The organism is Nostoc sp. DedQUE05, assembly GCF_034530955.1.
GTDB lineage: Bacteria > Cyanobacteriota > Cyanobacteriia > Cyanobacteriales > Nostocaceae > Nostoc.
In genome coordinates this window covers 120,566-142,004 of sequence record NZ_JAVRCB010000003.1, presented here as the reverse complement: position 1 = coordinate 142,004, position 21,439 = coordinate 120,566, and the positions used below count along the sequence as shown (strand labels likewise).

Genomic DNA, 21,439 nt, shown 5'->3' with positions numbered 1-21,439 from the left:
CTGCCAATGAGAAAGTTAGTTGTGCTAAAGCTAGATGGTGATTTGGACTTAGGTGTACAGGTGACGCTGGAAATTGGAGAAGAGGGCAAACGCCCGACTACAGAAATTACTGGCAAGCTGCCCTCCAATCTAAATATGGCAACAGCTATTGAACAGTGGCAGTCCACATATCGCAGCTTGTGGAAATTTACCCGCATCAAAGCCAAAAAAATTATTTACGATGGTTCTATCTCCCAGCGGCGTAAGGAGTGCGACACAAAAGCTAGTGAGGTGCGGGAGTATTTAAACAATTGGTTGCTATCAGAGTCTTTTCGTCCCGTGCGCGAAAAATGGCTTAAACACCTGATGCCAGAAGAGGAAGTGCGGGTGTTGATTCGCACTCATTGTTTGCAACTCAAGAAACTTCCTTGGCATTTGTGGGATTTGATAGATCGAGATTATCTCAAAGCTGAAGTTGTTCTCAGTGTTCCAGAATCAGAAACAGTAATAGGTGCATTGCAGACATCGCTCTGGAGAAATAAAATTAGAATTTTGGCAATTTTAGGCGATAGTGATGGTATTGATGTGGAGCAAGACCGCCAGTTACTAGAAAAATTACCTAATGCCGCTACAACTTTTTTAGTAGAACCTCAATATTCAGACATCGATGAAAAATTGTGGAAACAACCTTGGAATATCTTATTTTTCGCAGGTCATAGTAAGAGCGAGGGTGAAAGTAGTTGTATTTATATTAATCAGACAGATAAATTAACAATTGATAAACTCAGACATGCACTGAGAAATGCTGTTGCCAACGGTTTACAATTAGCGATTTTTAACTCCTGTGATGGATTAGGATTAGCGCGAGAACTGCAAGATTTGCAGATTCCGCAAATTATTGTCATGCGGGAACCAGTGCCAGATCGGGTAGCTCAAAAATTTTTAAAGCATTTTCTGGAGGTTTTTTCATCAGGACAATCTATATATGCTGCGGTTCGCATTGCCAGACAAAGGCTCAAAGGAATAGAAAAGGAATATCCAGGTGCAAGTTGGTTGCCAGTAATTAGCGAACATCCTGGTGTAGTGCCAATAACTTGGTTAAAGTCTCGATGGTTTTTTAATACTCGCCGTCTCGAAAGTTTGTTAATTTTGAGTTTGCTGATAACTGCTGGTGTTTTAGGAATAAGACACCAAGGAGGATTGCAAACATGGGAATTGCTCTCATACGACCAATTAATGCGATCGCGTCCCCAAGAAAAGCAAGATTCGCGCCTTTTGATAGTCACTGTCACCGAAGACGATCTTTACCTACCAGAGCAAAAGCAAAGAAGTGGATCGCTGTCAAATCTGGCACTGACGAAACTTTTGGACAAACTAGCAAAGTTGCAACCCCGAAGTATTGGCTTGGATATTTATCGTAGCGATCCGGTACAACCTAACCAAGCTTCTTTAACCAATTTCTTTGCAATTTGCAAAGTTAGCGATCGCACACAAAACTATCCAGGAGTTCCATCCCCGAAAGAGGTTCCACCAGAACGCCAAGGTTTTAGTGATATTATCCCAGATTCAGACAATGTTTTGCGTCGTCATTTATTGGCAATGCAACCAGCAGACCCAACCTCCCTTTGTACTGCACCCTACGCCCTTAACGCTCAACTAGCATTCCACTACTTAGAAAAAGAAGGAATTTCTGCTCAATACACCCCCCAAGGAAATTTGCAGCTAGGTAACGTTGTTTTTCAGAGGTTGGGATCGTCAAATGTCTCCAAAGGAGAATCGCACACGGGAGGCTATCAACAAGCGGATACACAGGGCTATCAAATATTGCTCAATTACCGCTCTTACCAAGGTTCTCCAATAGATATTGCTCCTCAAGTCACGCTGACAGATGTTCTTAAGGGTAAAGTCAATCCCGAACAAGTCAAAGACCGAATTGTTCTCATTGGTACCACTGCCCAAAGCTTCCGTGATTATATTCCTACTCCTTACATAACTGGACAGGGTTCTTCTGAAGAAATACCAGGAGTGATTTTGCAAGCACAAATGGTGAGTCAATTACTGAGTGCTGTTATAGATAAGCGACCTTTGATCTCAGTTTTGCCTGTTTGGGGTGAAATGTTGTGGATTTGGGGTTGGTCAGTGGTTGGAGGTGCGATCGCTTTTACCGTTGTGCAGATATTTCCTTGGCGCGATCGGTCGGGAGTATATTTAGTACTGGCACAAGGAGGTGTATTTGGGGTCTTATACGTGCTTTGCTTAATTCTCTTTTATCAAGGGATTTGGGTTCCCCTAGTTCCGTCAGCTTTGGTTTTAGTCGTTACTGGCGGCACAGTGGCAATTTACCTACTTTCACAACAGCGACAACTGACTTCTACAACTTGAGCCATAAATAAAAATGAAATTATCTATGCAAAAGATTCAAACTTTCCTCGCCGTTAGTTTAACATTCCTTAGTTGTATAGATGTGCAAGCACAGCCTGCAAATTCCAACGGACAATTAAATCAATCATTAATTTTTGCGGCGCCGCCTCCACCAAAAGGCATCGGGGAACCAGGTAAGCGAACGGAAGCAGGTAGCCGTGGCTGTGGTCAGGATATCAATCAGCCACTGACTTCTTCTCAAAAGCGGCTCACAGCTTTAGTACCTGTTTATTCAAACTCAGAATTGGTGTTTGGAGAAGCGATCGCAGAGCATCCTAGTTTCTTATTTTATGTTCCTTATGCATCGGATTTTGCATCTGGAGAGTTTGTGCTAGAAGATGAAGCACAAAATCAAACTACTTACAAAACTTCTTTAACGGGGACACCAGGAGTAGTTAGTTTTCGTTTGCCCTCAAAAGCAGCACCTTTAGAGACAGGTAAGCGGTATCGTTGGTATTTCAACATTTACTGTAATAAGAATAACCAAATTATTGCTAATGTTGAAGGCTATGTAAAACGAGAGCAACTAAAACCTGCTTTAAAAACTCAATTAGAAAAAGCAACACCACGCCAGCAAATAAACCTTTATGCGGCTAATGGTATTTGGTATGAAGCGCTGAGTGCTGCTAGTGAATTGCGTCGCTCTAATTCGCAAGATACTTCTTGGACGGCGCTGTTGCAAGCTGTTGGTTTGAATGATTTTGCAACTGAACCAAGGGTGGAGTGCTGCAATTTAGAGAGTGAGTAATACCAATTCAAAATTCATGCATTCGATACAATCGCATTGTTAGTCGATACAATCGCATTGTTAGTCGATGCGATCGCATGGTTAGTCGATACAATCGCATTGTCAGTCGATACAATGGCATTGCAGAGCGATGAAAAAAAATCAGATTGCAATCTGACGAATCTGAAATTACGAATTAGGAATTGCTCTGCAAGATGCAGGCTTCAACCAAGGACTATGGGGCGTAGTGGTGGGAAGATTTGCTGTCAAGACGACTTCCCCTTTTTGGTTTAGCGCCAAATTAGTAGCTTCTATGATCGGTTCTGGTGCGGGGGTAGCTATTTTGCTGGGAACAAAGGAGCGATCGCGGTTATCACTGTTTGGATTGAGACTCACCAAATCTACCTGCACTGCATCAGTGTTAAGAGCTTCACCTGGATTAGGTGGCAAGCCGCCGCGTCCAGTGATTGTAAAACTGCTTTTAGCTAAATTTCCACCAGCTTGACAAGTCTGTGCTACTTCGGTATCAACTGGTACAGTTGGTAAATTGACTAAGCCACTGTTAGGGTCAATATCCGGCGTGTTAAGTTCTACAGTACCATTTACACCAAACTCAGAACTAGCAGTGATATCCGAAAGAGAAGTTGGGTTAGAGCGGGGTTGAATGCCATAGATACCAAAGGCTTGAATATCTACTCTTCCACCACTGCCTGTGTAAGCATTGGCAGTGATGTCACTATTTTCGTTTGGAACGGCAACGAGAAAGCCCAATGGGGCATTGATATTAATGTTGCCACCATTACCACCAGCTTGTTCTATGCCTGCGGTGGTAGAGATTTGAGCGCCACGACGCAGAAGCAGTAAATCAGTTTGTAAGTTGATGTTGCCGCCGTTACCTGATGCAGATTGGGCATTGAGTCTGCCACCGTTATCTAAGGTAACTTTAGGTGAAGTGACGATAATATCTCCAGCAGTACCCGTCAGACTTTGGGAGTTAACGAACAAGCCACTGTTAAAGTTTGAACTCTTGCCAGAAATAGTGAAAAAATCAGCAGCATTAACTTTAATTATGCCTGCATTTCCTTGTCCAAGGGTTTCGGCAGAAAGTTGAGCGCCATCTCTTAACGAAAAGGAACCAGAATCAATAGTAATGTTACCCCCATTGCCAACTGTCCCTGTTTTCACCAAGCTACGAATCCCACTGGTAAAACCGTTTTTCACCCCGGCAATATCAACAGCACTAGTAACTTTAACATTGACATTCCCTGCATCGCCCTGTCCTGCTGGCTGGGTATCAGATGTTTCACGAGTAATGGTTGTCAGTTGAGCGCCATCTTTTAGCGAGAGGGTTGCAGCTGAGATATCGATATTACCTCCTTTACCTACACCCCCAGATTCCACCGTGCTGAAGATGACAGCATTACCTGCAAGAGAAACAGCATCTCGTGTCCGCACTGTCACATTCCCTGCATTTCCAAGTCCCGAAGTTGAGGCTGCAAGTTGAGCGCCATCACTTAGAGAGAAGCAACCAGAATCGATAGTAATGTTACCCCCATTACCGACTGTCCCCTTTTGCACCAAGCTGCCAATTCCACTGATAAAAACGTTTTTCACCCCAGCAATATCAACAGCACTAGTAACTTTAACATTGACATTCCCCGCATCGCCCTGTCCTGCTGGCTGGGTATCAGATGCTTCACGAGTTAGGGTTTGCAGTTGAGCGCCATCTTTTAGCGAGAGGGTTGCAGCTGAGATATCGATATTACCTCCTTTACCTACACCCCCAGATTCCACCGTGCTGAAGATGACAGCATTACCTGCAAGAGAAACAGCATCTCGTGTCCGCACTGTCACATTCCCTGCATTTCCAAGTCCCGAAGTTAAGGCAGAAAGTTGAGCGCGATCGCTTAGAGAAAAGGAACCAGAATCGATAGTAATGTTACCCCCATTACCAACTGTTCCCGTTTGCACTTCACTAAAAATCCCACTAACAAAATCATTTTTCTTTCCAGCAATATCAACAGCGCCAGTAACATTAACATTGATATTTCCCGCATTCCCTCGTCCTGTTGGTGCTGTTGCAGATGCACCACGAGTAATGGTTAGCAATTGAGCGCCATCAATGAGTGATAGTGTTGCAGCTGAGATATCGATATTACCTCCTTTACCTACACCCCCAGATTCCACCGTGCTGAAGATGACAGCATTACCTGCAAGAGAAACAGCATCTCGTGTCCGCACTGTCACATTCCCTGCATTTCCTTTTCCAAAAGTTGAGGCTGCAAGTTGAGCGTCATCACTTAGAGAGAAAGAACCAGAATCGATAGTAATGTTACCTCCATTACCAACTGTCCCCGTTCTCACCGAGCTACCAATCGCACTAACAAAACCGTTTTTCTTTCCAGCAATATTAACTGACCCAGTAACATTAACATTGACATCCCCTGCATCCCCCCGTCCTGCTGGCACTGTTGCAGATGCACCACGAGTAATGGTTAGCAATTGAGCGCCATCAATGAGTGATAGTGTTGCAGCTGAGATATCGATATTACCTCCTTTACCTACACCCCCAGATTCCACCGTGCTGAAGATGACAGCATTACCTGCAAGAGAAACAGCATCTCGTGTCCGCACTGTCACATTCCCTGCATTTCCTTTTCCAAAAGTTGAGGCTGCAAGTTGAGCGTCATCACTTAGAGAGAAAGAACCAGAATCGATAGTAATGTTACCTCCATTACCAACTGTCCCCGTTCTCACCGAGCTACCAATCGCACTAACAGAATCATTTTTCTCCCCAGCAATATCAACAGCACTAGTAACTTTAATATTGACATTCCCTGCATCGCCCTGTCCTGCTGGCGCTGTTGCAGATGCACCACTAGTAATAGTTTGTAGTTGAGCGCCATCTTTTAGCGAGAGGGTTGCAGCTGAGATATCGATATTACCTCCTTTACCTACACCCCCAGATTCCACCGTGCTGAAGATGACAGCATTACCTGCAAGAGAAACAGCATCTCGTGTCCGCACTGTCACATTCCCTGCATTTCCAAGTCCCGAAGTTGAGGCTGCAAGTTGAGCGTCATCAATTAGTGATAATGTTGCAGCATTGATGTCGATATTGCCACCTTTACCTATACCCCCAGATCTCACTGTGCTGAGGATAGAAGCATCTGTAAGGGAAACAGTATCTAGTGCACGTACTGTCACATTCCCCGCATTCCCAAGTCCAAGGGTTTCGGCTACAAGTGCAGCGCCATCTTGTAGCAACAAGGAACCAGACTCGATAGTAATGTTACCCCCATTACCTTTTGAACCCGAACGCACACGATTGCCGACTCCGCTCCCAGCAACTTTGATTTGCCCGGTAGCATTGAGGGTAATATCTCCAACAACAGTTTCAGGTGTTCCCAAACCTTGCCCAATACCAGCACTTAGGAAAGTTAGTCCTAAAATCTCTAGATTCCTGGCATTCACTACAATATTACCGCCACCAGCACCATCTACATATATACGTGCTTGATTTGTAAGGGATACATCTGTTCGCGCAACATTATCAGGAAATTTTAAGCTGAGATTATCACTATTTACACCCAGTGCTACAGTACCAAGTTCTGCCAACCCTCCTAACTCAACTTGCCCACCATAAGCATTTAATTCTCCTCCATCCATGCTGACATTACCACCGACCAGCAATAAACTTTTTCCAGCTGGTACTCGTAAACCAAATACATCAAAGCCTGCTGGATCTTTTCCTGCGGGTGCAACTGAGTTATTTTGAATTGCTGCATTTTGATTAATCTGATTAACCACCAATGCTGAAGGATTAATAGTCAACAACGGTGAAGGGATATTTTGATCGCTCGCGCTAAAAAATCCTCGATTTCCAAATTGCAGTGCATTGGCTGTACTCGCCACAAAGGAACCACCAACATTTAATTGAGCATTCTGACCAAAAATAATTCCGTTAGGATTTATCAAAAACAAATTAGCTGTGCCGTTAGCACCAATTAATCCCTCAATCCTAGAGACCGATCCACCCGTTACCCGACTGATAATATTTTGAATATCCACTGCATTATTAAACAAAGCAGCGCCGTTAGGAGGTACAGAAAACTCCCGAAAGCTGTGGAACAAGTTGCCACCTACTTGGGTTCCTCCTTCAATGATGCTGTTGTTCCCTTCTAATTTGACACTAGAGTTATTAGACAAAGTGCCATCCGGGATAATGTCGGCAAAAGCGGAATTTGGACTCCCAATGCTTGAACCACATATTGCAATTCCGATAAACCAACTCCAACGAATACTTATCTTGGACATTGCACCTCTTTAGGCAAACATTAATTGCTAAACTTTTGGTTATGTCACACCACTAATGTGGGTTTACGGTGGTTGCAGTCACCTCTGATAATTCTCAGTTGCGATCGCCTTAATGTTACGCAAAACTGACTAATTTGTTTACATAAATTTATACAATATAATTCATCAGTCGAAACAATCGCATTGTTAGCCAAAACAATCGAATTGCAGCTCGATGAAAAAAAAACCAGATTGCAATACAATCTGACTTATATAAAACTACAGCCAATTACCTAGCAGAACATAGGGGGCCCAAAACCTGGGACGTTTGTATTTGGGATTTTGCAACAGAGCTAGCTGGGCGCGACGGAGTACTTCAGCTTTAGTCAGATTTTTGTTGGCTAACTCTTGGTAAAATTGATTCATCAACACAGCAGTAGACTCATCATCTAAGTTCCACAAAGAAGCGATCGTACTGCGTGCGCCTGCCTGAAAAGCGACACCAGCAATTCCCAGTGCAGCTTGTTCGTCCCCAGCTGCTGTTTGACAGGCACTAAGAATGAGCAATTCAATCGCTTCGGGTCTATTTTGCTCTATTGTTCGCACTAACTCATTTAACTTTTTCACATAAATACGCTCATTCCAAGCAACAATAAATGTCTCCTCAGCCTTGGAGCTAAACTGACCATGAGTTGCAAGATGAACAATCGGGAAAGATAAAGAATTAATCCGATTTTGCAAAGTTTTGCTGGTAAATTCTTGATTTAGAAGGATGGTGCTAGGGACTTGAGAGCGGATTTCTTCTAATTCAAGTTTGACGTTGGGTAGTGCAGAAAATCCCGAACTTGCTTCACTCAATCCTGCGGCTATTGCCTTTAATTCCTTCTCCATTGGTTTGAGTTCAATCAGTTGCAAACTGGGGGTGAGTGCAATATTATATTTCTCAACTAAATACTGTTTGCCATCGTAGAGAGCTGCCATCGGAATATTCCGCAACCAGCCATCCAGCACAAACACCAAAGTAGGAGTGTTACTTTCAGCTAAAGCAGCTTCAGCAGGTTGAACGATCCATTTGTAAACCTTCTGGGATAAAGACTGAACCTGTCGCAGGGTGTGGGGTTTGGGTAAATTTTCCTGTAGTTGAGCTAAAGTAGTTTCGACTTCCTTTTTAACTACAGGAGTAGTGTAGTGCAACCAACGCTGTTGAGGCAACTCGATGATGATCTCTAGTCGATCTGGCAAAATAAATGGATAAATAATTGCTGCCGTTGGATCTTTTTTTGGATTACGAATTTGAGCATTTAAACAGTTGTTGCGAAAGAAGTTTTCTAGTTCTGCTATTTGGAGTAATTCGATTGTATTGCTGGCTTTTTGAAGATTTTCAAAGCTCAGTTTCGAGTTACCTTGAGATTGCAAAAGTAAATCAACCAACTGTCGATAAACTGGTTCAACTTCCTCTCGAAAGGAAAATTTCACCGCAGAATTGACACCAACTAAATCACTGCGGAGGGCTTGGAGATTATTAACTGCTTCTGTGTAAGCTGATACTGCTCCTTTGATATCTCCCTTAGTTTTCAGCAAACGTCCCAGTTGCCATTGCCATTGATAGCCAATATCTTTAGCATCGATATCTTGAGCGATGAGCAAGGCTTGTTGGGTGAGGTTTTGGGCATCAGACCATTGTTGAGTTTGTTCGTAAACTTGCCCTAAGACACCAATAGCATAGGATTGGGTGCGTCTATCTTGCAAACTTTTTGCTTGCTCAATAGCAGTTGCCAGTAATTGAGCAATATCCAACCATGAGGGAGTGTCTGCGGCAATTTTTTTTCGGAATTGCATTAAACTTTGGGCAAAGTTAATGCGGGCAGAAATTGCTGTACGACTCAAAGGTAAATCGTTAAGCTGAGTTTTAATTTCAGAAGACAATGTTTGAAAAGCTGACAATTGCTCAGTTTTCAGTAGTAGTCTTAGTTGATTGGCTTGAGCTTGGATGCGTGTAGTGGGTGAGGTTGCAGTTTTGATAGTTTGTTGATAGAATTCTATAGCTTTTTGCGTGTCTTGCTGTACGCGGGCTGTATTACCCAGACTGAGGAGAATATCAGCGATCGCTTCTCGATCTGGCAACGATGAAGCTAATTCTAAACTTTGCTGCAATATCTGCCGAGATGTTTCTAAATCACCAGTGACTTGGACGACATTGCCGAGACTATGCAAAGCTGCAACTTTAACAGGTGAGTTAGGTTGACTTTGGAGAATCTGGGTACTTTGCCTTAATGTCTTCTCGGCTTGACGATAAAACCCTAAAGCTTGCAAAGCTTGCGCTTGGTTAATCCGATTTTGAATAACCGCCCTTTCATCGCCTATTTTTGTATAAATCTCAGCTGAGAGTCGCCAAGTATCCAGGGCATTTTCAGCTTTGCTTTGAGCCAATTGCAGACGACCTTTGATATCTAAGACTTGAGCTAGAATTTGCGAGGAGTCTTTGGTGTCTTTAGCAGTTTGTAATAAGTTAAGACTTTGAGCGATCGCACTTTCTGCTTCTGACCACTGTCCCAATTGCTGATAAGCTAATGATAAATTGCCCAGTATCATCGCTTGTGTAAGTTCATCCCCACGGACTTTTAACGCAGAGATAGCCTGTAGCCATGTTGCAGTTGCATCATTAAATTGCTCGGCTTCATAGAATTTTCTCCCCTGTTTCACCAAGTTTTGGGCATCAGCCAAGCTTTGAACATTGGAGTTTTCCGCAGTTACATGTGCGAAAGTGGGGGGCAATAAAAGAGCGCCTAAGAACATAGCTAAAAGCAGCAGTACACTTAAAAAGCGTTTGATTATCCGTAATCTAGATTTTTTCCTTGCCATGTTTTTGCCCTCCTCGCACCGTGTCTTTACTAAAAATAGACAGTGGAAGTTGCTCAACCTCCCTGATGTTGATTTAACGCACGGCAATCGGCTGTCTTCTGCCAGGAAGAATGAGGCGTGATGGGTGCAGAATTAGTGAGAATTATATCGCCATTAGCAGCGATCGCCCAACCAGTAGCTTCTACTATGCGATGTGGTGTTGGGTTAGTGAGATTTGTGGAGACTGCTGGAGTAGAGGGTTTACCTACTTCTGAGTTGAGAGTCACCAAATCTACCTGCACTGCGTCAGCGCTGAGGGCTTCACCCGGATTAGGTGGTAAACCGCCGCGTCCAGTGATTGTAAAACGGCTCTTAGCTAAAGTTCCACCTGCGGAACAAGTCTGTGCTACTTGAGTATCAACTGGTACGGTCGGTAAATTAACTAAGCTACTGTTGGGATCGATACCGGGTGTATTGAGTTCGACAGTGCCGTTTACACCAAACTCAGAACTAGCGGTGATATCACTAAAGAGAGTTGGGTTAGAGCGGGGTTGAATCCCATAGATACCAAAGGCTTGAATATCTACTCTACCACCTGTACCTGTGTAAGCATTAGCAGTGATGTCGCTATTTTCGCTTGGGACGGCGACAATGAAGCCCGACGGGGCATTGATGGTAATGTTGCCACCATTACCACCAGCTTGTGCTGTACCTGCGGTAGTGGAAATTTGAGCGCCGCGGCGCAGAAGCAGTAAATCAGTTTGTAAGTTGATGTCGCCACCGTTACCCGATGCAGATTGGGCGTTAAGTGTAGCACTGTTATCTAAGGTAACTCTAGGTGAGGTGACGATAATATCTCCAGCAGTACCCGTTGGACTTTGGGAGTTAACGAACAAGCCACTATTAAAGCTTGAACTCTTGCCAGAAATGGTGAAAAAATCAGCAGCATTAACTTTAATTGTGCCTGCATTCCCAAGTCCCGAAGTTGAGGCAGTTAGTTGAGCGCCGTCTCGTAATGAGAAGTCACCAGAATCGATAGTAATGTTACCTCCATTGCCAACTGTCCCCGTTTCCACACTGCTGCGAATCGCACTAAAAAAACCATTTTTCTCCCCAGCAATATCAACAGTACCTGTAACATTAACATTGACATTCCCCGCATTCCCCCGTCCTGCTGGCTGGGTATTAGATGCTCCACGAGTAGCGGTTGCCAGTTGAGCGCCATCAATTAGTGATAGTGTTGCAGCAGAGATATCGATATTACCTCCCTGACCTACACCCCCTGCTTCTACTGTACTAAGGATAGAAGCATTACTAGCTACTGAAACAGCATCAAGTGCCCGCACTCTCACATTCCCTCCATTCCCAAGTCCCGAAGTTGAAGCAGTTAGTTGAGCGCCGTCTCGTAATGAGAAAGAAGCAGCATTGATGTCGATATTACCTCCCTGACCTACACCCCCTGCTGACACCGTACTGAGGATAGAAGCATCTGCGAGGGAAGCAGCATTGAGTGCCCGCACTGTCACATTCCCCCCATTCCCAAGTCCCGAAGTTGAGGCAGTTAGTTGAGCGCCGTCTCGTAATGAGAAGTCACCAGAATCGATAGTAATGTTACCTCCATTGCCAACTGTCCCCGTTTCCACACTGCTGCGAATCGCACTAAAAAAACCATTTTTCTCCCCAGCAATATCAACAGCGTCAGTAACATTAACATTGACATTCCCCGCATTCCCCCGTCCTGCTGGCTGTGTATTTGATGCTTCACGAGTAGCAGTTTGCAGTTGAGCGCCATCTTTTAGCGAGAGGGTTGCAGCGGAGATATCGATATTACCTCCCTGACCTACACCCCCTGCTGACACCGTACTGAAGATGCCAGCATCTGCAAGGTCAACAGCATCAAGTGCCCGCACTGTCACATTTCCCGCATTCCCAAGTCCCGAAGTTGAGGCAGTTAGTTGAGCGCCGTCTCGTAATGAGAAGTCACCAGAATCGATAGTAATGTTACCTCCATTGCCAACTGTCCCCGTTTCCACACTGCTGCGAATCGCACTAAAAAAACCATTTTTCTCCCCAGCAATATCAACAGCGTCAGTAACATTAACATTGACATTCCCCGCATCCCCCCGTCCTGCTGGCTGGATATTAAATGCTCTACGAGTAACGGTTGCCAGTTGAGCGCCATCAATTAGTGATAGTGTTGCAGCATTAATGTCGATATTGCCTCCCTGACCTACACCCCCTGCTGACACCGTACTGAGGATAGAAGCATTACTAGCCACTGAAACAGCATCAAGTGCCCGTACTGTCACATTCCCCCCATTCCCAAGTCCCGAAGTTGAGGCAGTTAGTTGAGCGCCGTCTCGTAATGAGAAGTCACCAGAATCGATAGTAATGTTACCTCCATTGCCAACTGTCCCCGTTTCCACACTGCTGCGAATCGCACTAAAAAAACCATTTTTCTCCCCAGCAATATCAACAGTACCTGTAACATTAACATTGACATTCCCCGCATTCCCCCGTCCTGCTGGCTGGGTATTAGATGCTCCACGAGTAGCGGTTGCCAGTTGAGCGCCATCAATTAGTGATAGTGTTGCAGCAGAGATATCGATATTACCTCCCTGACCTACACCCCCTGCTTCTACTGTACTAAGGATAGAAGCATTACTAGCCACTGAAACAGCATCAAGTGCCCGTACTGTCACATTCCCCCCATTCCCAAGTCCCGAAGTTGAGGCAGTTAGTTGAGCGCCGTCTCGTAATGAGAAGTCACCAGAATCGATAGTAATGTTACCTCCATTGCCAACTGTCCCCGTTTCCACACTGCTGCGAATCGCACTAAAAAAACCATTTTTCTCCCCAGCAATATCAACAGTACCTGTAACATTAACATTGACATTCCCAGCATTCCCCCGTCCTGCTGGCTGTGTATTAGTAGATGCTTCACGAGTAGCAGTTTGCAGTTGAGCGCCATCTTTTAGCGAGAGGGTTGCAGCGGAGATATCGATATTACCTCCCTGACCTACACCCCCTGCTGACACCGTACTGAAGATGCCAGCATCTGCAAGGTCAACAGCATCAAGTGCCCGCACTGTCACATTTCCCGCATTCCCAAGTCCCGAAGTTGAGGCAGTTAGTTGAGCGCCGTCTCGTAATGAGAAGTCACCAGAATCGATAGTAATGTTACCTCCATTGCCAACTGTCCCCGTTTCCACACTGCTGCGAATCGCACTAAAAAAACCATTTTTCTCCCCAGCAATATCAACAGCGTCAGTAACATTAACATTGACATTCCCCGCATCCCCCCGTCCTGCTGGCTGGATATTAAATGCTCTACGAGTAACGGTTGCCAGTTGAGCGCCATCAATTAGTGATAGTTTTGCAGCATTAATGTCGATATTGCCACCCTTACCTACACCCCCTGCTTCTACTGTACTGAAGATGCCAGCATCTGCAAGGTCAACAGCATCAAGTGCCCGCACTGTCACATTCCCTGCATTTCCTTGTCCAAAGCTTGAGGCAATAAGTTGAGCGCCATCAATTAGTGACACTTTTGCAGCATTAATGTCGATATTACCTCCCTTACCTACACCTCCAGCTGACACTGTGCTGAAGATGTAAGTATTACTAGCGGCTGTAAAAGCATCAAGTGTCCGCACTGTCACATTCCCCGCATTCCCAAGTCCCGAAGTTGAGGCAGTAAGTACAGCGCGATCGCTTAACAAGAAGGAACCAGAATCGATAGTAATGTTACCTCCATTGCCAACTGTCCCCGTTTCCACACTGCTGCGAATCGCACTAAAAAAACCATTTTTCTCCCCAGCAATATCAACAGTACCTGTAACATTAACATTGACATTCCCCGCATCCCCTCGTCCTGCTGGTTGGGTATTAAATGCAGCACGAGTAATGGTTACTAGTTGACTGCCATCAATTAGTGATAGTGTTGCAGCATTGATGTCGATATTACCTCCCTTACCTACGCCCCCTGCTTCCACTGTGCTGAGGATGCCAGCATCTGCAAGGTCAACAGCATCGAGTGCCCCCACTGTCACATTGCCTGCATTCCCTTGTCCAAAGGTTGAGACTTCGAGTTGAGCGCCATCGCGTAATGAGAAAGAACTAGAATCAATAGTAATGTTACCCCCATTACCAACTGTCCCCAAACGCACAAGATTCTGAACACTACTCCCGCCAGCAACTTTGATTTCTCCAGTAGCATTAAGCGTGATATCTCCTGCAACTGTTTCAGATGTCCCTAAACCTTGCCCAATACCACCGCTTAAAATACTTCCTCCTAAAATCTCTAGATTCTTGGAATTCACTGCAATATTACCGCCACCAGCACCTTCTACATATATCGCAGCTTGGTTAGTAAGGGATACCGAAGCTCGCGCAACATCCGCAGGAAATATCAAGCTGAGATTATTGCCGTCTACACCCAGCGTTACACTACCAGGTTCGCCCAATCCTCCTAACTCAACTCGTCCACCAAAAGCATTTAATCGTCCCCTATCCATGCTGACATTACCACCCATCAGCAGTAAACTTTTTCCATCTGGCACTCGTAAACCTAATGCATCAAAGCCTGCTGGATCTTTTCCTGCGGGTGCAACTGAGTTATTTTGAATTGCTGCGTTTTGATTAATCTGATTAAATAGCAATGCTGAAGGATTAATAGTCAACAATGGTGAAGGGATATTTTTCTCAGTTGCGCTAAAAAATCCGACATTTCCAAATTGCAGTGCATTCGCTGTACTCGCAACAAAAGAACCACCAATATTTAATTGAGCATTCTGACCAAATACAATTCCATTGGGATTAATTAGAAACAGGTTAGCTGTACCATTAGCCCGAATCAACCCATCAATATTAGAAGCCGATCCACCCGTTACCCGACTGATAATATTTTGAATATCCGCAGCATTATTAAATATTGCAGTGCCGCCAGTGAGGACAGAAAATTCCCCAAAACTGTGGAATAAGTTGCTTCCAGCTTGGGTTCCCCCTTCAATGGTACTGATGTTATTTTGTGTTGTAACTCTCGAATTATTGGGTAGAGTGCTATCGGGGGTAATTTGGGCAAAAGCGCAATTAAAAGGGAAAGCGAATGTCTGCAATACACCTTCGCCGATCGCACTACCCATCACCAACCAACTTCCCAGTGCGAATTTCCAGCACCAATGCTGCCTACATCGCGTCATTTTAAACATTGCAACCCTTGAATAACTAGCAAGTACACTACACCCTCTTATAAGGATAGATAGAAAACCCACAGTAGGATTGCGAGAAATAATTACGAATAGTTACAATGCAATGCCTGCGGTGGTCACTGAGCTTGCCGAAGTGCGGGCTACGCCAACGCACTAAATGTCTGCAATCAACCTTGCCTTCCTCAAAAAGAATTGCATCACAGTCTCTTCTCTAGAAATAATATCGACTGTACCCTCCATTCCTAATTGGATAGCACATTGATGTTTTTCCCTACCTAGAGAAAGGCTTTCTGGCTCAATTGTTACCCCATAGAATGTACCAACGGCTGCCATCTTTTGGCTGGCAGATGTTGCGGCACTGGCATTAGCAGCATTCCCAACAGGTGCAATCGCATCCGGGGAAATTGTCTTAACCTTGCCTTTGAGAGTACCATAATCTGGATAAGGACAGGCAGAAACCCGCATTTGTACCGTTTGACCTTGTTTTAACTTATTTTTATCTTGAAGTGCGATCGCTGCCTTAACTTCCAAGGGAGCATCACTGGGGACAATTTGGGCAATTTCCTCTCCAGCAGGCACTGTTTGACCGGAGTTTCGCAGGTTTAATTTAGAAATAATCCCGTCTGCTGTGGCAGTAATCACAGCCTGGTTGAGGTCGATATTTACTTGTTGGAGTTCGCGGGTGTCGCGTTCTAGCTGTTTTTGAATTTCAATTCGTTGCTGGATTAAAGCAAGGCGTTCTTTATTTAAAGTAGCAATGTTAGCTTGACCGGTAGCTTTTTCTTGGGCAATGCGTTGAGAAGCGATCGCTACTTGTGCATTACTAGGATTAAGAGCAGTTTGGACATTTTGCAATTTAGCTTTAGCTGCTTGGAGAGCTTGTTCTTGCTGGCGAACAGCTAGTTGTGCTTCCTCATATTGATCTTGAGACAAGGCTCCGGCTTTGGCTACAGTCTCATAGCGATTTCGCTTTGACTGGGCTGCTTTCAAACTAGCATCCGCAGCTTTGACATTGGCATCCGCTTCTTCTACATCAGTCGCAGTAGTAATAAGTTTATCTTGATAGTCCCGGCTACGACCGCTTAATTCAGCTTCAGCGCCAGCGATAACACGGTTGACACGCTCAGTTTCAGCTAAAACTTGGTTATTAATCGCATTAATCTGGGCATTAATTTGAAAAAGTTGTAAACGACTTTGCCCAATGCTACTTTGCAGTTGGCTCTTTTTAGTTTCTAGCTTCGAGTTGTCAATAGTAGCAATCACATCGCCTTTTTTGACAACTTGATTCTCTGCAACAAAGACACGCATTACCTGACCTTCCGTAGCAGCTTGAACGAGCCGTAACTCACCAGCAGGACGAACAACAGCCTGTCCTTTAACAGTCACTTTATATTTGGTAATAGAGGCAAGTGGAACGCCTAATCCCACAGCACAGACAAGAACTAGTCCGCCCCAAGTAGTCCAACGACCAAGTGGCGGGAGAAACTCGTTGTCTTGAATTGGGGGCAAGTAGTCTGAGTTGGAATAGCTAACCATGATGATTGAACTTACGTATTGACAAATTAGACAGACAATGCAACTAAATTCAAAATTCAAAATTCAAAATTCAAAATTAAGAAAGCCAGACAGGATAATACCAATTCAAAATTCAAAATTTAAAATTAAGAAAGCCAGACATCACAAAAGCTGAAAGCTTCTGCGGATTAGCGTAGGGTAATTTTGCGTACTTCTATTTCGGCGTAAGCGTAAGGGTCAGTCTCGTATTTATTAGCAGATAAGTTTTTGTTCGCACACACAGTGTTGGTGTTGCCATAAATATCAGTTTTTGAACAAGCTTGAATATATATGCCTGCCTTGAAGTAACAAGAACCGATAATACCCGTCAGCTTTACTGTACCAGTACTATTGGTTACACCTGAACGTAGGTTTTTATAGGTGACGTTAACATTGCCACCGGATGTAACAGCAATGTCGATAGTCATTGGATCGCCGATTTTATAGGTACTGTCGAGAAGCTTGGTAGTAGTGTCGTTGTTAAAGCGGGCTTCAAGCTTGCCGATGTCCGTCGAGCCGTTGGCAAAGGAAGGGCCGAAGTACTTCACCATCATCAGGTCGTTTTCTGAGTCATGGATCTGGGCGATGGTGGCTTCCGGCTTTTTCGTGGTGGTGTGTAACAGAGTCTGTTCCAGGTACATGCCACGATCGATATTCTTACAGTTCCAGGCAGCGGATTCCGTTCCATCACCCTGCATTTCACGCAGTTCAGAACGGGCGTAAGCAGTATTTGTGCTTGTACGTGCGCCGCCAGCGATCGCTTTCAAAAGCACACCATTCTTCGCAGCATTCAGACGAAAATATTCTGAATTACTGTATGTCTTGAGTTGCGGCTGCTTAATTTCCGTTGCCTTGTTTGAGTTGGGCGGGGAATTCAAGCTGATTGGCAGGGTGATCTTCCACTTGCTTAGATCAAGCACATCGGCCGGGTTTTGAGCGTTACCACTGCTTTCACCAGTTGAGGGATTGGAAGTACCACTGCTTTCACCAGTTGAGGGATTGGAAGTACCACTGCTTTCACCAGTTGAGGAATTTGAAGTACCACTGCTCGTACAGCCATTGGTCGAACCCAGGGAATTAATCTTCAATTCGTCGATACGCAATCTAGAATCGTTATCACCCACGATCTCGATCGCGTTGGCGGCTTGGTCGTCGACGTTTTGCTTGTTTTCATTGCCCTTGCCAGAGGTTTTACTGACCACAGTAGTCCAAGTTGCACCATTGTCCTTGGAAAGCTTTACGCTGTAGGTATACTTGTTCGTGCCGTACCAGTTAAGCACCAGATCGTCTACGCGCTGGCAGCTATTGAATCTCGCAGTTATGGAAGCACCATCGGCGTCAGCCTCCCAGTGGGTATTCTTATTTTTGTCAATAGCGTTGTCCGCAACAAACGAACCACTAGTAGATGTGGCAGTAGCATCGCTGAACGATACAACGGCAGACAACGCGACAGAAGCACTACCGATGATTGCAGCCGAGACAGCGATCGTAAAATACAGCTTTGAAAATTTTGTATTCATTCTTTAACCTCTGTTGAATGTTGAACAATGAGTTGTTATTTAAATGCATGGATGATATTTTTTGTCAATGCGTAAGTCATAGATGATTTTATTTGCTGATTGCGCTGAATTTGCCGTTAGAGTGATTGGAAGATTTAGCTACTAAACCATTTGTAAATAGATCGACACCGTCTAAGAAGTCTAAGTGTTCACCAGGTTGATGGCGCAGAGCCTCTGGAGTGCCTTGGATTTTCAAACGCCCTTCTTCCATCTGTACAATCCAATCAGCGCGCCCAATCACTTTGGGGCGATGGCTAATCATAATTGTGGTTTTGCCCAGCCGATGGGATAGCAGTTTATCTAACAGTTTGGCTTCACTCACTGGGTCGAGAGCGCCAGTGGATTCATCTAAAATTAATATGGGTGGGTCAGTAACTATAGCTCTAGCGATCGCTAATCTCTGTCGTTGTCCACCAGAAAGATTCGCGCCAAATTCGCCTAAAACAGTTTGATACTTATCAGGCAGTTTACTAATAAACTCATCTGCACCAGCAATCTCGCAAGCTTGCACAATTTGTTCAAAGGCGATTTGAGGATAGCTGAAGCGGAAGTTTTCAAGAATTGAGCGACTCCAAAAGTGAGGTTCTTGGGGTACTAGCACCACCTGTTGACGCAGATATTCCATCGAAAGGTCTTGCTGATTATAGATGCCATAGCGGATATTGCCAGATTGGAGGAAATATAAACCAGCAAGCAGTTTGGCGAGGGTGCTTTTACCACACCCAGATTTACCAATCAGCCCAATAACTTGACCGCCAGGGATAATCAGCGAAAAATCTTGCAGCAAGTCAACTCTACCTGCATGGTGGAAATTAAGGTTAGTGCAAGTAATACCTATATCGCCCTTCAGTTCTGCCCAAGGCTTTTTCTCGTCTTTGTCGTCTTCTGGGGTAGCATCAATCACCTCCGTCAAGCGTTGGATGACAATCTGGGCAGTGATGAACTCATCAACTAAGCCGATGACTGAACTCAAAAAGCCGAGAAAGTTGCCACTCATGCCAGTAAATGCTAGCAACTGACCGATGCTCAAAGTGCGATTAATCACCAGATATGAGCCTAACCACAGTAAGGCAATACTAGTAAAAGTAGAAATAATATTAGTAATTGTGCCACTGTAAAGCCCCAGCTTCATCGTACTCCAGCCCAAGTTAGCAAGCCGACCATAATTTGCCTGATACTCTTGCCAAGCTTGGGGAGTGGCTTGGGTAGTTTTTAGCACCTGGACACCGCGAAACGTTTCAACGAGAAAGCCTTGGTTTTCTGTACCCAAGACGATCGCATTCCGGGTTTTTTGGCGCAAAGCTGGGAGAAAAAGCAGGTTGACGAGGGTGACAATCAGAAAGGCTGCCAAGGAAGCCAAAGTCAGCCCCCAACTGTAAAAGAGCATGAAGCCCAAGGAAACCAAGGCGATAAAAAATTGGCTGGGTAAACCGAGGACAATTTGGGAAACTAGCTCATTGATATGATCCACATCGGCAATCCGGCTGACTACTTCCCCACTGCGTCGTCCTTCAAAATACGAGAGGGGCAAACGCAACAGTTGTCGCCCGTATTCTAGAATCAGTCCTAATTGCAGGCGTTGACCAAAGTGACCGATTAAGTGAGATTGTACCAAACCGATCGCACTGCTAAATAGACTCATAGCGATCGCACCAATTGCCACCACAGTTAGCAGTTGGGTATCTCCCCGCACTAGCACGTCATCGGTGAGCAATTGCATCATTAAGGGAGAGACAAGCGAAAGTAGTCCGATGACAATATTAATTGCGATCGCTTGAATCAGAATAGCGCGATAGGGTAAAACCCGCATCAGATAACGCCCAAAGCCGCCAATTTTATCATCTGATTGCTGATAAAAGCGGCTGTCGTCTGGCGTTAGCAGCAGCATGATGCCATTGCCCCACCCTTTGAGCAACTCCTCGCGGGTAAGATAGCGGATGCCTACACCTGGGTCAGCGATTACGTATTTTTTCCCCTTCTGCCCATACAGAACTACCCAGTGGTAGCCTTTCCAGTGAATGATGGCTGGTAGAGGGGCTTTATGCAATTGGTCGAGCAGTTGTGGAGAAGCTTTAACTTGACGGGCATTGAATCCTAAAGTTTCTGCACCCCGGTTTAACCCTAGCAGACTAGTTCCCCGCGACCCTGTACCAACTGCTTCCCGCATTCGACTAATGGCAAAGGTGCGTCCGTAGTGTTTGGCAACAGTGGCGAGGCACGCAGCACCGCAGTCTTCTTCACTGTGTTGAAGTACAATTTGGTATCGCATCTTCAAGACCTGTACCTATAAATGGTTCGCTATTCGGACAGAGTGTAAATTTTTCTATTACAAGCAAGCAAAAAATAGGGGCGAAACATGTCTCGCCCCTACCAGCTCAGAGCTTATATGTTCAGCAAAAGTAAGTGCTTAACCCAGAGTTATTCTCCAGAAGGACTGGAAACTAAAATCTCCAACTTCCAGTTACTTTCTGAAATCTTGCACCAGTCTCAACAACCACCTGGGGTTATAAACCTCAGGCTAAAAGCCCGGGCCTGAGATCAGTTCGAAGGATGAGATTGAGTCATTAGGTATCCCAACTAATCCGACCCAAGGATACTCGCCTGGTCCTAGATCCCAGTGATCACCTTTGTAATTTGCATCTGTATAAAAACGCCACGTTCCTCCTGCAACCTTAATTGAGGAAGCTTGATCGTTAAAATCATTCCCAACGTATGTACGGTTTGGATTGCCGAGTGTCGTTAATTTCTCACCACGAAAATCGATGTCATTAAAAAGTGTTACCCCTCCACCCTTAATGGTACTAGCTTCTTCAAAGGAAAGCTCTACAAAAAGTTGATTGTCTTTCATTTTT

9 protein-coding genes are annotated in these 21,439 nt (G+C 44.8%); 2 read left to right on the top strand and 7 right to left on the bottom strand.

Translation table 11 applies throughout. The annotated features are described in order from the left end of the window. The first annotated feature begins 6 nt into the window (after positions 1-6). Together RMZ42_RS03585 and RMZ42_RS03580 are read left to right on the top strand one after the other, a co-directional pair. The gene (locus RMZ42_RS03585; RefSeq protein ID WP_322670113.1) at positions 7-2,361 is read left to right on the top strand and encodes a CHASE2 domain-containing protein; all 2,355 of its coding nucleotides are present in this window, start codon (positions 7-9) and stop codon (positions 2,359-2,361) included. 25 nt (positions 2,362-2,386) lie between these two features. After that, positions 2,387-3,148: a DUF928 domain-containing protein gene (locus RMZ42_RS03580; RefSeq protein WP_322670112.1), complete on the top strand. Its 762-nt coding sequence runs from the start codon at positions 2,387-2,389 to the stop codon at positions 3,146-3,148. A 168-nt stretch (positions 3,149-3,316) separates the two neighbouring features. Here RMZ42_RS03580 and RMZ42_RS03575 read toward each other — a convergent pair whose 3' ends face one another. The 7 genes from RMZ42_RS03575 to RMZ42_RS03545 form a co-directional block, all read right to left on the bottom strand. Continuing rightward, the gene (locus RMZ42_RS03575) at positions 3,317-7,444 is read right to left on the bottom strand and encodes a filamentous hemagglutinin N-terminal domain-containing protein (protein ID WP_322670111.1); all 4,128 of its coding nucleotides are present in this window, start codon (positions 7,442-7,444) and stop codon (positions 3,317-3,319) included. 258 nt (positions 7,445-7,702) lie between these two features. Then, a complete protein-coding gene (locus RMZ42_RS03570) occupies positions 7,703-10,285 on the bottom strand; it encodes a CHAT domain-containing protein (RefSeq protein WP_322670110.1) in 2,583 nt (860 codons plus the stop codon). 53 nt (positions 10,286-10,338) lie between these two features. Next, positions 10,339-15,474, bottom strand: a complete 5,136-nt coding sequence (locus tag RMZ42_RS03565; RefSeq protein ID WP_322670109.1) for a filamentous hemagglutinin N-terminal domain-containing protein — start codon at positions 15,472-15,474, stop codon at positions 10,339-10,341. Positions 15,475-15,627: 153 nt separating this feature from the next. Continuing rightward, the gene (locus RMZ42_RS03560) at positions 15,628-17,010 is read right to left on the bottom strand and encodes an HlyD family secretion protein (RefSeq protein ID WP_322670108.1); all 1,383 of its coding nucleotides are present in this window, start codon (positions 17,008-17,010) and stop codon (positions 15,628-15,630) included. 167 nt (positions 17,011-17,177) lie between these two features. Beyond that, the gene (locus RMZ42_RS03555; protein ID WP_322670107.1) at positions 17,178-18,548 is read right to left on the bottom strand and encodes a polysaccharide lyase family 7 protein; all 1,371 of its coding nucleotides are present in this window, start codon (positions 18,546-18,548) and stop codon (positions 17,178-17,180) included. Positions 18,549-18,636: 88 nt separating this feature from the next. Beyond that, positions 18,637-20,856 carry a peptidase domain-containing ABC transporter gene (locus RMZ42_RS03550; RefSeq protein ID WP_322670106.1) on the bottom strand — a complete coding sequence of 740 codons (2,220 nt, stop codon included), beginning with the start codon at positions 20,854-20,856 and terminating at the stop codon, positions 18,637-18,639. Positions 20,857-21,105: 249 nt separating this feature from the next. After that, positions 21,106-21,435, bottom strand: a complete 330-nt coding sequence (locus RMZ42_RS03545; RefSeq protein WP_322670105.1) for a beta/gamma crystallin-related protein — start codon at positions 21,433-21,435, stop codon at positions 21,106-21,108. Between the last annotated feature and the right edge of the window lie 4 nt (positions 21,436-21,439).

Excerpts from the sequence above, each read along its gene's own strand:
- RMZ42_RS03560 (WP_322670108.1), bottom strand. The coding sequence starts at position 17,010 with ATGGTTAGCTATTCCAACTCAGACTACTTGCCCCCAATTCAAGACAAC.
- RMZ42_RS03565 (WP_322670109.1), bottom strand. The coding sequence starts at position 15,474 with ATGTTTAAAATGACGCGATGTAGGCAGCATTGGTGCTGGAAATTCGCA.
- RMZ42_RS03570 (WP_322670110.1), bottom strand. The coding sequence starts at position 10,285 with ATGGCAAGGAAAAAATCTAGATTACGGATAATCAAACGCTTTTTAAGT.
- RMZ42_RS03580 (WP_322670112.1), top strand. The coding sequence starts at position 2,387 with ATGCAAAAGATTCAAACTTTCCTCGCCGTTAGTTTAACATTCCTTAGT.
- RMZ42_RS03555 (WP_322670107.1), bottom strand. The coding sequence starts at position 18,548 with ATGAATACAAAATTTTCAAAGCTGTATTTTACGATCGCTGTCTCGGCT.
- RMZ42_RS03545 (WP_322670105.1), bottom strand. The coding sequence starts at position 21,435 with ATGAAAGACAATCAACTTTTTGTAGAGCTTTCCTTTGAAGAAGCTAGT.
- RMZ42_RS03550 (WP_322670106.1), bottom strand. The coding sequence starts at position 20,856 with ATGCGATACCAAATTGTACTTCAACACAGTGAAGAAGACTGCGGTGCT.
- RMZ42_RS03575 (WP_322670111.1), bottom strand. The coding sequence starts at position 7,444 with ATGTCCAAGATAAGTATTCGTTGGAGTTGGTTTATCGGAATTGCAATA.
- RMZ42_RS03585 (WP_322670113.1), top strand. The coding sequence starts at position 7 with ATGAGAAAGTTAGTTGTGCTAAAGCTAGATGGTGATTTGGACTTAGGT.